The sequence below is a fragment of the Vibrio chemaguriensis genome (assembly GCF_012275705.1).
Lineage (GTDB): Bacteria > Pseudomonadota > Gammaproteobacteria > Enterobacterales > Vibrionaceae > Vibrio > Vibrio diabolicus.
Window position 1 is genome coordinate 40183 of the sequence record NZ_SHOE01000027.1, and the last position, 13287, is coordinate 53469.

Sequence of the window (13287 nt, forward strand, 5' to 3'; positions counted from 1 at the left end):
AATGAATCCGTTCAAATTCAGAATAATACTCTGAAATCTTAATGCGGAAACAATTTGGCAAAAATCACACAAAAAAGCAACAATTAAAGTATATTCCGCCGAGAAAACATTAAATAAACGCACAATGAGCGAATAAAAATGCATTAACAAGTATTTAACCATTTTCATATCACACTATTTTTGTGCGCCATGCACCAATAAAACTAGAAAAATGCTCTAAAAATAAGCATGGGCCAACCAGAACCATTACCCACATTATTCATATGTGATTGTTAACATTTAACAAACAATATCGTATGCGAAAAGCAATTTTTCAACATAAAAAACTATTAATAAAATAGTCGGCAAATATAAAAAGCCAAACTTAGAAAGAGAAAGGATAGGCTAAAACGTGAACACAACAGCAAAACCACACAAATCCTCTGTCGACGACGATTATGCGCCGCTTAAGCGGTTTGTTGACTAAACAAAAGAAAGTGCGGTTACCATCAATCTCCCATTGTAGGTGAAACACGTCGGTTTTAACCCTTTACGGCACAATTCAGAGTGGGATAATAGATAATCAATGTTAGAGCCAAGCTGTAAATGAAAGGAGCCCCTGTGCTTAAAGCGATTTTTTTTGATATGGACGAGACTTTATGTGCGACGTCACAAGCCGATAAAGTTGCAGGACAAAAGTTTACGACTTGGATTCATAAGACCTACCCGCAAGTTACCGAACCACAAGCTTTTTTACAGCGCTACTTACAGGGTGTGTACAAGAAGCTGAATGCGGAATTCCCTCACCTTGTGGCTCTGCTACCTGATGAAAACGCGTTCCGTTGTGGCCTGATCCAAAATATATTGGCGGAGCACGGAGTCAGCATTAATGCCGAAGAGGCTCAACAAGCTCAAGACTACTTTGACTCTGCACGTATGGGCGCGTTCACTTTCTTCCCTGGTGTAAAAGAAATGCTCAGCGACCTTCGTCAGCATTATAAACTCGTCGTGATCACTAACGGCCCGATTTTTTCTCAACACCCTAAACTCAGCGCGACACAGATGAGCGACTGGGTGGACCATATTATTGTGGGGGGAGAAGAGCCTGAAGAGAAGCCCGCTGCGAGCATTTTCCAAAAAGCGCTCGACTTGGTCGAAGTAAAACCAGAAGAAGCCCTACACATTGGCGACTCTTTACCAGCAGATATAGCAGGCGCTAACAATATGGGCATTTTGAGTGTGTGGGTAAATGCGACAGGCGCAAGTAACTCAACAGATATAACGCCAAATTTTGAAATCCAAGAAACGGTAGAGCTGAGAGAAATCCTTAAAACACTCGCCCAATAAAAGTAGCGGATTAGAAAAACACAAAGCCCCAGACGTCGTTCTGGGGTTTATTTTGTCAGCTCGAAAAGCATTTGGATCATTGGTGGTCAAAAGCCCCTAGAGCTGTACACTTTTGGTGAAATTGAAATCGAATGCAGGTGCTTTTAAGAGGATAGATGCAAAAAAGCCCCAGTCTTTCGACTGGGGCTCTAAATAGCGGTCGGTGAAGAGCCGAATTCTAACTTCAGGCGAACCCCATCTGGGTTCAAATCCTTTGAAATACTGTCGACTAATAGTCGTCCAAGCGAGAGCATAAACTCTAAAACGACGAAAGCCTGCTAAAAAGCAGGCTTTCTAATAGTGGTCGGTGAAGAGGGATTCGAACCCCCGACCCTCTGGTCCCAAACCAGATGCGCTACCAAACTGCGCTATTCACCGAGCATATATTCTTTAAATAAAGAATGGGGTGGCTAACGAGACTTGAACTCGCGACAACCGGAATCACAATCCGGGGCTCTACCAACTGAGCTATAGCCACCATCAAATTGTCATGTTTACCGCTATCACAGCCATAAACTAAATAGTGGTCGGTGAAGAGGGATTCGAACCCCCGACCCTCTGGTCCCAAACCAGATGCGCTACCAAACTGCGCTATTCACCGACGATGTTTTATCTTGATTTAATCAAGATTGGGAGCAATGCTACCGCATTCAATCTAAAAAAGAAAGAATGGGGTGGCTAACGAGACTTGAACTCGCGACAACCGGAATCACAATCCGGGGCTCTACCAACTGAGCTATAGCCACCACTGATTTTTTACCGATGTATCCTCCGAGGCAATGGTACGCCCGAAAGGATTCGAACCTTCGACCTTTGGCTCCGGAGGCCAACGCTCTATCCAACTGAGCTACGGGCGCATGCCCTATCGGCGGAGTGGAATAATACGGATATCACACTATGCCGTCTAGTACTTTTTTTACTTTTTTTATCGTTTGGTCTCTTTTTCGACAGTTATCTTCCTTTAAACTGAATTTTTGATGTGATTCACGCCCTGTCATGGATAACTTGTTGTTTATTGCAACAAGTTATCGGGATATAATCACCCATTATTTACATTGATTTAACAGCTGCAACCAAGTTGTCTAATCATTCTATGCCATTCAGTGGAATTTAGTGATTTCTCTGCTCGGCATTAATACTCTAACTATATAAATAGGTAAGTCACTTACCTCGGGAATGTGAAGTGGGTTTAATGGATATGTCTCGACAAATGATTAGCGTTTTGTTCGCTGCCTTAACGTTTTCTACGGCAGCTTTAGCTTCTGACATCAGCCAAACTGAATACGATGCGATCGCAGAACGCATCCAACCTGTCGGTGATGTTTATCTAGCGGGTTCTGAGCCAGTGAAAGAAGAACCAACCGGTCCACGTGATGGCGCCACAGTTTATGGTACTTTTTGTATTGCTTGTCACGCATCTGGTGTAAACGGCGCACCTAAAACAGGTAATGCCGATGACTGGGCACCGCGTATTGCACAAGGCAAAGAGACGTTAGTGAAGCACGCGTTAGAAGGCTTCAATGCGATGCCTGCCAAAGGTACCTGTATGGACTGTTCTGACGATGAAATCATCGCAGCAATCGACCACATGATTGAAGGTCTATAAGTAAAGACATCAACGAAAAAGGCTTGCCAACTGGCAAGCCTTTTTGTGTTTAGTCAGTGAGAACAAGGTTACTCTACTTCTTAAACATTGCTCGAATATTGGCAATGTGTGCCTGACCTTTCGCCATACGCTCTTCTGCTGATACTGGCTTTTTATTCACTTCCCATTCAACGTCATCAAATGGCAGCTCATCCAAAAAGCGGCTTTGAGTCGGTTTGATCAACTCGCCGAACTGTCGACGCTCTTTGCACATAGTGAAAGTCAGTTCACGCTGCGCACGGGTAATGCCAACATACATCAGACGACGCTCTTCTTCGACGTTGTCTTCATCAATACTGGTTTGGTGCGGTAAAATACCTTCTTCAGACCCAATTAAGTATACATATGGGAACTCAAGGCCTTTTGATGCGTGCAGCGTCATCAGTTGTACTGCATCGCTGTCTTCATCTTCTTCGCCACGTTCCATCATGTCACGCAAGGTCAAACGTTGAACGACTTCTTTTAACGTTTTCTCTTCTTGATCGTAGTTGTCACCTTCTAGGTCCGCCACTATCCACGAGTAAAGATCAGAAACGTTCTTCATTCGCATTTCAGCGGCTTTCGGGCTTGCTGAAGTTTCGTATAGCCAATCTTCATAATGGATATCGCGAACTAGCGAGCGAACCGCTTCGACGGTATCACCACGCTCAGCTTGGTCAGCAATCGCCACTAACCATTGGGTGAAACGACGTAAGTTTTCCAGGCCGCGTCCCGTTAAGTGCTGTTCGAGCCCCATTTCAAAACTCGACTCAAACAGGCTCTTCCCACGCATATTGGCATAACTGCCTAGCTTTTCTAACGTTACTGGGCCAATTTCACGTCGTGGTGTATTCACAATACGTAAGAATGCATTGTCGTCATCTGGATTAACCAAAACACGCAAATACGCCATGATGTCTTTAATTTCTGCGCGTGCAAAAAACGAGGTGCCGCCAGAAATTTTATACGGCACACGGTTTTGCATCAGAGACTTTTCAATTAAGCGCGATTGGTGGTTACCACGGTACAAAATTGCGTAATCACGATAGTCGGTTCGATTCAAGAATTTGTGTGCAATCAACTCCCCCGTGACACGCTCAGCCTCGTGCTCTTCATTTTTAGCCAACAACACTTTGAGTTTTTCACCGTCAGGAATTTCTGAAAATAAGGACTTCTCATAGACGTGAGGGTTGTTGGCTATCAAAATGTTGGCCGCACGCAGGATTCGACTCGTAGAGCGGTAGTTTTGCTCCAACTTAATCAATCGCAAATTCGGGTAATCTTCACCCAGCAAGACTAGGTTCTGAGGCTTCGCACCACGCCATGAATAAATGGACTGGTCATCATCTCCTACGACCGTCAATCGCCCACGTTCACCGACGATTAATTTCACCAACTCATATTGGCTCGTGTTGGTATCTTGGTACTCATCGACCAACAGATAGCGGATACGGTTCTGCCAACGTTGACGAACGTCTTCATGATTGCGCAAGAGTAAGACGGGCATCAAAATTAGGTCATCAAAATCGAGCGCGTTATAGGCTTTCATTTGCTTTTGGTACATATCAAAGCAGAACGCAAACAATTGTTGCTGCTCACCTTGCGCACGCGCTTTGGCTTGCTCTGGCGTCAACATGTCGTTTTTCCAATTGGAAATACAACTCAGAAGCTGACGTAGCAGATCTTTATCACCATCAAGCTGCTTTTCGGTAAGTTCCTTGAGTAGCGCCAGTTGGTCTTGGTCATCAAACAGTGAAAAGCCCGCTTTCAACCCTAAATGCTTGTATTCGCGTTTGATGATGTTTAATCCCAAGGTGTGGAACGTTGATACCATCAAACCTTTAGACTCGGCTTTCCCCAACGTTTGGCCGGCACGTTCTTTCATCTCACGCGCCGCTTTGTTGGTAAACGTCACCGCTGCAATATTACGCGCTTTGTAGCCACATTGCTGAACCAGATAAGCGATTTTATTGGTAATAACACGAGTTTTGCCCGAGCCAGCACCAGCTAGCACTAGGCATGGACCAGACACGTATTTCACGGCTTCATCTTGACTAGGGTTCAGCTTCATAGAAATTCTCTGCGGGTGATAAATGTGGCGCCTATGATAAAGGGGTGGCCTCGTGAAAGCTACGCTGATTTCTTGTAATTTTCATACCAACAAGCGCAACATTCTGTTGCATAAAAGGCGGGTATTTGAGCTATAATGAATGAACGTTCATTCACTGGTGGTAGGATTATGAAGGATAACCCTGCTGTAGATAAGCGAGAACAAATCTTAGTCGCTGCAGAGCAACTCATTGCTGAATCGGGCTTTCAAGGGCTTTCCATGCAAAAGCTCGCCAATGAAGCAGGTGTCGCAGCAGGAACGATTTATCGTTATTTCTCAGATAAAGAACATCTTTTGGAGGAGTTACGCCTTAACGTAGCAAAGCGCGTCGCTACGGCTGTGCAACTGGGCGTGAGTGAAGAGATGCCTTTAAAACAGCGATATCGAACCATGTGGCTCAATATTTGGAATCTAGCGAGCTCGAATTTAAATGCGCTCAGCAATCGAGTTCAATATGAATCTCTACCCTGTTCAAATAGTAGCAAAGCTCGGGAACTTGAAAGACAAATGTTTGCCCAAGTAGATCTTCTTTTTAATCAGGGGAAAGAAGAGGGCGTATTCAAGCCTCTCGATAACGAAGTGCTTTCTGGATTGAGTTTTGAGGCAAGTGTTGCACTTGCTAGGAAACACGCTTTGGGATTTTATCAACTGGATAAGGCGGCATTAGAAGCTGCTATTGAAGCCAGTTGGGATGCAATTATTAAACACTAACTTGGAGTTCTTAATAGAATGAAAAAGTGGACTTTCTTTATGTTACTTATCGCCGTTCTATTGTTCGGCAGCGTGATAGGTTTCAACTTATTTAAGCAACAAAAGATTGCTGAATACATGGCAAACCGTCCTGAACCTGAGTTCCCAGTAACCGTGACGGAAGTACAAGCGGTTGATTGGGTACCAGTGATCGAGGCTATCGGTTTTATCGAACCAAACCAAGGTGTGACGGTCGCAAACGAAACCAGTGGTGTTATCGACAAAATCGCATTTGATTCCGGCACTCAAGTCAAAGCAGGTCAGCCATTAGTACTGCTTGACTCTGACGTTGAGAAAGCGAATTTAAAGAGCTCGCAAGCCAAGTTGCCAGCAGCAGAAGCGAAATACAAACGCTACCAAGGGCTATTTAAAAAAGGCTCTATTTCTAAAGAAGCGTATGACGAAGCAGAAGCGAACTACTTCTCCTTAAAAGCGGACATTGAAAGCTTGAAAGCGACCATCGACCGACGCGAAATCAAAGCGCCATTTGATGGTGTAGTAGGTATTCGTAACGTGTACCTAGGTCAGTACCTACAAGCGGGTACTGATATTGTTCGCCTGGAAGACACCAGCGTGATGCGCTTACGCTTTACCGTGCCGCAAACCGATATTTCACGTATCAACATCGACCAAGAAGTGGATATCTTCGTGGATGCCTACCCAGAACAGCCTTTCAAAGGTTCAATTTCTGCGATTGAGCCTGCGGTTAACGTACAAAGTGGCTTGATTCAGGTTCAAGCAGATATCCCTAACAGTGATGGCAAACTGCGTAGTGGTATGTTCGCACGTGCAAACATCATTCTGCCTAAATTAGAAAATCAGGTCACTCTGCCTCAAACTGCGATCACGTTTACGCTATACGGCGACAATGTTTACATCGTAACGGAAGAAGATGGCGAGAAACGCGTTAAGCAGCATGTGGTAAAAGTTGGCGAACGCTCTAAAGATATCGCACACATTCTAGAAGGCGTGAAGCCAGGTGATGTAGTGGTGACATCGGGCCAAGTCCGTTTAAGTAACCACGCAAAAGTAAGCATTGTCGAAAGCGATGCAACTACCCCACCTGCTGAAACACCAATGCTTTAAGTTGGAGGCATCATGCGCTTTACAGATGTTTTTATAAAACGTCCAGTTTTAGCGGTATCGATCAGTTTTTTGATTGCATTGCTTGGTTTGCAAGCCGTGTTCAAAATGCAAGTTCGTGAATACCCTGAAATGACGAATACAGTGGTCACCGTGACCACCAGTTACTACGGTGCAAGTGCCAACTTGATCCAGGGCTTTATTACTCAGCCATTGGAGCAAGCGGTGGCGCAAGCCGATAATATTGATTATATGACCTCGCAATCGGTGTTAGGTAAATCAACCATTACCGTCAACATGAAGTTGAATACCGACCCGAACGCGGCATTGGCTGACATCTTAGCGAAAACTAACTCGGTACGTTCCCAGCTTCCAAAAGAAGCTGAAGACCCGACTGTAACGATGTCGACTGGTTCAACTACCGCGGTATTGTATATTGGTTTTACCAGTGACGAGTTGTCTTCCAGCCAGATCACCGACTACCTTGAGCGTGTAATCAACCCACAGCTATTCACTGTAAATGGTGTATCAAAAGTCGACCTTTACGGTGGTATGAAATACGCGCTGCGCGTATGGCTAGATCCAGCAAAAATGGGCGCATTAAAGCTGACTGCAACGGATGTGATGAGCGTTCTTAACGCCAACAACTACCAATCTGCGACGGGTCAAGCGACTGGTGAGTTCGTGCTTTATAACGGTAGCGCGGATACTCAGGTATCAAACGTTGCTGAACTTGAAGCGTTGGTCGTAAAAACGGGTGAAGGGGACGTTATTCGCTTAGGTGATATCGCTAAGGTAACACTTGAGAAGAGTCACGACGTATACCGTGCAAGTGCAAACGGCCAAGAAGCCGTGGTTGCTGCAATCAACGCCGCGCCAAGTGCCAACCCAATCAACATCGCTGCTGATGTGCTTGAATTATTACCTCAACTTGAGCGCAACTTACCAAGTAACATCAAAATGAACGTGATGTACGACTCTACCATTGCGATCAACGAGTCAATTCACGAAGTAGTGAAAACGATTCTTGAAGCGGCACTTATCGTACTTGTAGTGATCACACTATTCCTAGGTTCGTTCCGTGCGGTCATCATTCCTATCGTCACTATTCCACTCTCTTTGATTGGTGTAGCGATGGTTATGCAGGCAATGGGCTTCTCTTGGAACTTGATGACACTACTGGCGATGGTACTTGCCATCGGTCTGGTGGTGGATGACGCGATCGTGGTACTAGAAAACGTGGACCGTCATATCAAAGAAGGCGAGTCACCATTCCGTGCAGCAATCATTGGTACGCGCGAAATTGCAGTACCAGTTATCGCGATGACATTAACGCTAGGTGCAGTATACGCACCAATCGCGTTGATGGGCGGTATTACAGGCTCGTTGTTCAAAGAGTTCGCTTTAACGCTAGCAGGTTCGGTATTTGTGTCCGGTATCATCGCTTTAACGCTATCACCTATGATGTGTTCAAAAATGCTGAAGGCGAACGAAAAACCGAGCAAGTTTGAGCAAAAAGTTCATCATATCCTTGATGGCATGACCAATCGCTATGAGAAAATGCTTACAGCAGTCATGGCTCACCGTCCTGTTGTAATTGCATTTGCGATAATTGTATTTGCGAGCTTACCGATTCTATTTAAGTTTATTCCTAGTGAGCTGGCGCCGTCCGAAGATAAAGGTGTGGTTGTTCTGATGGGTACCGCACCATCAAACGCGAACTTGGACTACATCCAAAACACCATGGATGACGTGAATAAGATTCTCTCTGATCAGCCAGAAGTAGAATACGCTCAGGTATTTAACGGTGTGCCGAACTCAAACCAAGCGTTTGGTCTAGCAACATTGAAGCCATGGAGTGAACGAGAAGCAAGTCAATCTGAAATCACAAAACGTGTGGGAGGCCTAGTTTCAAGTGTCCCAGGTATGTCTGTCACTGCGTTCCAAATGCCAGAACTGCCTGGTGCGGGCTCAGGCCTACCTGTCCAGTTTGTAATTACGACACCAAATAGCTTCGAAAGCTTGTTTACTATCGCTAGCGATATCCTGACCGATGTTGCAAGTAGTCCAATGTTTGTCTATTCCGATCTAGACCTGAACTACGATTCAGCAACTATGAAGATTAAGATCGATAAAGACAAAGCCGGTGCCTACGGTGTGACCATGCAAGATATTGGTATCACTCTCAGCACCATGATGGCTGATGGTTACGTTAACCGTATCGACCTTAACGGCCGCTCATATGAAGTGATTCCTCAAGTTGAACGTAAATGGCGTCTAAACCCAGAGTCGATGAAGAACTACTATGTGCGTTCTGTTGATGGTAAAGCCGTCCCACTAAGCAGCTTGATTACGATTGATGTGATTGCAGAGCCTCGCTCTTTGCCACACTTCAACCAGTTAAACTCCGCGACGGTAGGTGCGGTGCCATCGCCTAACGTTGCTATGGGTGATGCAATTAACTGGTTTGAAGACATCGCACAAACCAAACTGCCTGCAGGCTATAACCACGATTACATGGGCGAATCTCGTCAGTTTGTGACAGAAGGTAGTGCCTTGTATGCAACCTTTGGTCTTGCACTTGCGATCATCTTCCTCGTTCTGGCGATTCAATTTGAATCACTCCGCGACCCTATTGTCATCATGGTATCTGTACCGCTAGCAATATGTGGTGCCTTGATCGCGTTGGCGTGGGGTACGGCCTCAATGAACATCTACTCGCAGGTTGGTTTGATCACGCTGGTCGGCCTAATCACCAAGCACGGTATCTTGATCTGTGAAGTAGCCAAAGAAGAGCAGTTACATAATAAACTGTCTCGTATTGATGCGGTGATGGAGGCTGCGAAAGTGCGTCTTCGCCCTATCCTAATGACAACCGCAGCAATGATCGCAGGTCTGATCCCGCTGATGTACGCAACAGGTGCAGGTGCCGCGCAACGTTTCAGTATCGGTATCGTAATCGTTGCTGGTCTAGCAATTGGTACATTGTTCACACTATTCGTACTACCTGTGATTTACAGCTACCTAGCAGAAAAACACAAACCACTGCCAGTATTTGTTGAAGACAAAGACTTGGAGAAGTTGGCACGAGTTGATGAAGCGAAAGCAGCCCACCGTGAATTAGCGGATAACAGATAAGCTTTTAAGGCATTCAAAAAGGTCACTTCGGTGACCTTTTTTATTGCCGCTCTCTTTTTTGCCATCTAAATGGCGACTTTCACGTATCATTTACTTAAAATGAGGACAAATCAAAAGGAGTTTTAGCCACTATGTTTGACCCAAAGAAATTAGAGCAAATTGCTAAACAGATTCACGACTCAATGCCTCAACCTGTAAAAGAGTTAGGCTCTGATGTTGATCAGAAGGTTCGCCAAGTAATCCAAGGCCAACTGAATAAGTTAGATGTCGTAAGCCGCGAAGAGTTTGATGTTCAAACTCAAGTTTTGCTGCGCACGCGTCAAAAGCTGACAGAAATGGAACAGAAATTGGCGGAGCTTGAAGAGAAGCTTGCAGAAAAATAAGTGTTAAAACGCTCCTCACAAAGGAGCGTTTTTCTTATCGGCGCGCAGATAAATCGGCTAAAAATAAAAAGGCTTGGTCAACGGCGACCAAGCCTTTTGATTAGATGTTGTGTTTTTGTATTTATCGACTCCAGTCTGGCCAGAGTTCATTTAATATTTTCTCTACTTTGAAGCAAAGAAAATTAGCCACCAACCGCGATGCGCTTCATATCTGTCATATAACCACGTAGTTCTTCACCGATATATTCTACAGGGTGGTTGCGGATTGTTTCATTCACAGCGATAAGAGTCGCGTTATCCACTTGGTTAGAAGTTTCACCTAGACCTTTACCAATGACGTCTGTACTAACAGAAGGCATGAATTTTTCACGCAGTAGCGGCGTTGCTACATTAGCAAATAGGTAGTTACCATATTCAGCCGTATCAGAGATAACCACGTTCATCTCGTATAAACGCTTACGTGCGATAGTGTTTGCGATAAGTGGCAGCTCGTGTAGAGACTCGTAGTAAGCAGACTCATCGATGATGCCAGAAGCGGTCATCGCTTCAAATGCTAGCTCAACACCCGCACGAACCATAGCAACCATCAGGATACCGTTATCGAAGTACTCCTGCTCAGAAATTTCTACGTCAGTTTCTGGGTAGTTTTCGAAAGCAGTTTCACCCGTTTCTGCACGCCAGCCTAGTAGGTTTGCATCGTCGTTTGCCCAGTCAGCCATCATCGTGCTAGAGAAGTGACCTGTGATGATGTCATCCATGTGCTTGTTGTATAGCGGACGCATCAGCTCTTTTAGCTCTTCAGAAAGTTCAAATGCTTTTACTTTCGCAGGGTTAGTTAGGCGATCCATCATATGAGTGATACCACCAAACTTCAGAGCTTCCGTGATCGTTTCCCAGCCGTATTGAAGAAGCTTGCCTGCGTAGCCAGGTTCGATACCGTCAGCAATCATCTTCTCGTAACATACGATAGAACCAGCCTGCAACATGCCACAAAGGATAGTTTGCTCACCCATTAGGTCAGATTTCACCTCAGCAACAAAAGAAGACTCTAGACAGCCTGCACGGTGACCACCTGTTGCTGCAGCCCAAGCTTTCGCGATATCCCAACCTTCACCTTTTGGGTCGTTCTCTGGGTGAACAGCGATAAGAGTCGGTACACCGAAACCACGCTTGTATTCTTCACGAACTTCCGTACCCGGACATTTAGGTGCAACCATTACTACCGTTAGGTCTTTACGGATTTGCATGCCTTCTTCAACAACGTTGAAACCGTGTGAGTAACCTAGCGCTGCGCCTTCTTTCATTAGCGGCATTATCGTCTCAACAACGTTTGTGTGCTGCTTATCTGGAGTAAGGTTTACTACTAGGTCAGCTTGCGGAATTAGCGTTTCGTAGCTACCAACCTCAAAACCGTTGTCTTTTGCGTTTTTGAATGACTGGCGTTGCTCATCAATTGCTGCTTGGCGAAGCGCGTAAGCAACGTCTAGACCAGAGTCACGCATATTCAGACCTTGGTTAAGACCTTGAGCACCACAACCTACGATAACCACTTTCTTGCCTTTTAAGTAATCCGCTTCTGAAGCAAATTCACTACGGTCCATAAAGCGACAACGACCTAATTGGTCCAACTGCTCGCGCAAGTTTAAGGTATTGAAATAATTAGCCATCTTGGTGCTCCTTTGAGATTCTTCCATTGAGGTCGGTAATTGCCTTACCGAATAACTTCATACTAAAACAGACATTAAATTGCTTAAAGTGATATATTCACAATTAGTTATTGCAATTTGTGCAACATGGAAATGAAGATTTAATGAATATCAAAAGCCTGCAACTTTTTATTCATCTGTGTGAGAGTAAAAGTTTCGCTAAGACCGCAGCAGCGATGCATGTGAGTCCTTCAGCCTTGAGCAGACAAGTACAAAAGCTAGAGGAAGAAACTAGCCAACAATTATTTTTGCGGGACAATCGCAGCGTTGATTTAACGAGCCAAGGCAAAAAACTGGTTCCTGTCGCCTTAAAAATTCTTGGCGAATGGCAGCAGTACCAAAGTCACCTAAAAGGAGCAGAGGACGAGTTGAAAGGAGAAATCCGTCTCTTTTGTTCGGTTACTGCAAGCTACAGCCACCTGCCAGAGTTAATCTCTGATTTTCGTCTGCAGCATCCTTTTATCGAATTTAAGCTATCAACCGGCGACCCGGCTCAAGCAATCGACAAAATTCTAGCAGATGAAGCCGATATTGCCATCTCAGCCAAATCTGAGCAGATGCCAAGCAAAATCGCATTTGAAACGATCAGTGAAATACCACTTTCGGTCATCGCTCCTGTCGGCGTGAGTTCATTTGCGGAGGAGCTACAAAAAGAAAGACCAAACTGGTCAGTCATTCCATTCATTCTCCCAGAAGCAGGGACAGCAAGAGATAGAGCCAATGCTTGGCTCAAACAAATGAAAATAAAGCCGAAAATCTACGCGCAAACGTCAGGGCATGAAGCCATCGTAAGTATGGTTGCACTGGGATGCGGTGTGGGTATCGCACCTGATGTCGTGATCAACAATAGCCCGGTGAGGGAGAAGATAAATCGCTTAAAAGTGTTACCAATTAAGCCGTTTGAACTTGGTGTCTGCTGTACCAAAAATCAGTTAGAGAATCCATTAGTGAAGGCTTTTTGGAAAGTAGCGGAGAGTAAATACATTACACTTTAACAATAGATGTTTGAGTTCTGAGTGCTTAGGTAATTTTCAGAGCCCAGAAACGTAAAAAAGCCCACTCTTTCGAGTGGGCTTTTTCAAATTTAAAGCCTGGCGATGTCCTACTCTCACATGGGGAAGCCCCACA

At 45.0% G+C, this 13287-nt stretch carries 9 protein-coding genes and 5 tRNA genes; 7 read left to right on the forward strand and 7 right to left on the reverse strand.

All coding sequences use genetic code 11. The annotated features are described in order from the left end of the window. The first annotated feature begins 600 nt into the window (after positions 1-600). Entirely contained in the window at positions 601-1326 is a 726-nt protein-coding gene (locus EX191_RS19705; protein WP_005394354.1) for an HAD family hydrolase, read from the forward strand. Between the two features lie 340 nt (positions 1327-1666). Here EX191_RS19705 and EX191_RS19710 read toward each other — a convergent pair. The 5 genes from EX191_RS19710 to EX191_RS19730 all read right to left on the reverse strand — a co-directional run bounded on the left by EX191_RS19710 (position 1667) and on the right by EX191_RS19730 (position 2222). Next, positions 1667-1743: transfer RNA gene (locus tag EX191_RS19710), tRNA-Pro, on the reverse strand. 24 nt (positions 1744-1767) lie between these two features. Next, positions 1768-1843: transfer RNA gene (locus EX191_RS19715), tRNA-His, on the reverse strand. Between the two features lie 46 nt (positions 1844-1889). Continuing rightward, positions 1890-1966 (reverse strand) — tRNA-Pro (locus tag EX191_RS19720). Between the two features lie 69 nt (positions 1967-2035). Then, positions 2036-2111 (reverse strand) — tRNA-His (locus EX191_RS19725). 34 nt (positions 2112-2145) lie between these two features. Beyond that, positions 2146-2222 (reverse strand) — tRNA-Arg (locus EX191_RS19730). 335 nt (positions 2223-2557) lie between these two features. Between EX191_RS19730 and EX191_RS19735 the strand changes: the two genes are divergently transcribed. Continuing rightward, positions 2558-2971: a c-type cytochrome gene (locus EX191_RS19735; protein WP_012841248.1), complete on the forward strand. Its 414-nt coding sequence runs from the start codon at positions 2558-2560 to the stop codon at positions 2969-2971. Between the two features lie 73 nt (positions 2972-3044). Here EX191_RS19735 and rep read toward each other — a convergent pair whose 3' ends face one another. Next, a complete protein-coding gene (gene rep, locus EX191_RS19740) occupies positions 3045-5060 on the reverse strand; it encodes a DNA helicase Rep (protein WP_193448321.1) in 2016 nt (671 codons plus the stop codon). Positions 5061-5228: 168 nt separating this feature from the next. Between rep and EX191_RS19745 the strand changes: the two genes are divergently transcribed. From EX191_RS19745 to ubiK, 4 genes are all read left to right on the forward strand, one after another. Further along, the gene (locus EX191_RS19745; RefSeq protein ID WP_005398171.1) at positions 5229-5810 is read left to right on the forward strand and encodes a TetR/AcrR family transcriptional regulator; all 582 of its coding nucleotides are present in this window, start codon (positions 5229-5231) and stop codon (positions 5808-5810) included. Between the two features lie 18 nt (positions 5811-5828). Further along, complete coding sequence (gene vmeC, locus EX191_RS19750; RefSeq protein ID WP_104971108.1) at positions 5829-6935, forward strand: multidrug efflux RND transporter periplasmic adaptor subunit VmeC; 1107 nt, start codon at positions 5829-5831, stop codon at positions 6933-6935. A 12-nt stretch (positions 6936-6947) separates the two neighbouring features. After that, positions 6948-10070, forward strand: a complete 3123-nt coding sequence (gene vmeD / locus EX191_RS19755) for a multidrug efflux RND transporter permease subunit VmeD (protein ID WP_104971107.1) — start codon at positions 6948-6950, stop codon at positions 10068-10070. Between the two features lie 131 nt (positions 10071-10201). After that, a complete protein-coding gene (gene ubiK / locus EX191_RS19760) occupies positions 10202-10453 on the forward strand; it encodes a ubiquinone biosynthesis accessory factor UbiK (RefSeq protein WP_005398178.1) in 252 nt (83 codons plus the stop codon). Positions 10454-10635: 182 nt separating this feature from the next. Here the strand turns inward: ubiK and ilvC are convergent, their stop codons facing one another. Continuing rightward, positions 10636-12120 (reverse strand): ketol-acid reductoisomerase, encoded by a 1485-nt coding sequence (gene ilvC / locus EX191_RS19765; protein ID WP_005398179.1) that lies wholly within the window; start codon positions 12118-12120, stop codon positions 10636-10638. Between the two features lie 143 nt (positions 12121-12263). On the opposite strand from ilvC, the gene ilvY reads away from it, so the two are divergent. Then, entirely contained in the window at positions 12264-13154 is an 891-nt protein-coding gene (gene ilvY / locus EX191_RS19770; RefSeq protein WP_114323008.1) for an HTH-type transcriptional activator IlvY, read from the forward strand. Positions 13155-13287 lie beyond the last annotated feature (133 nt).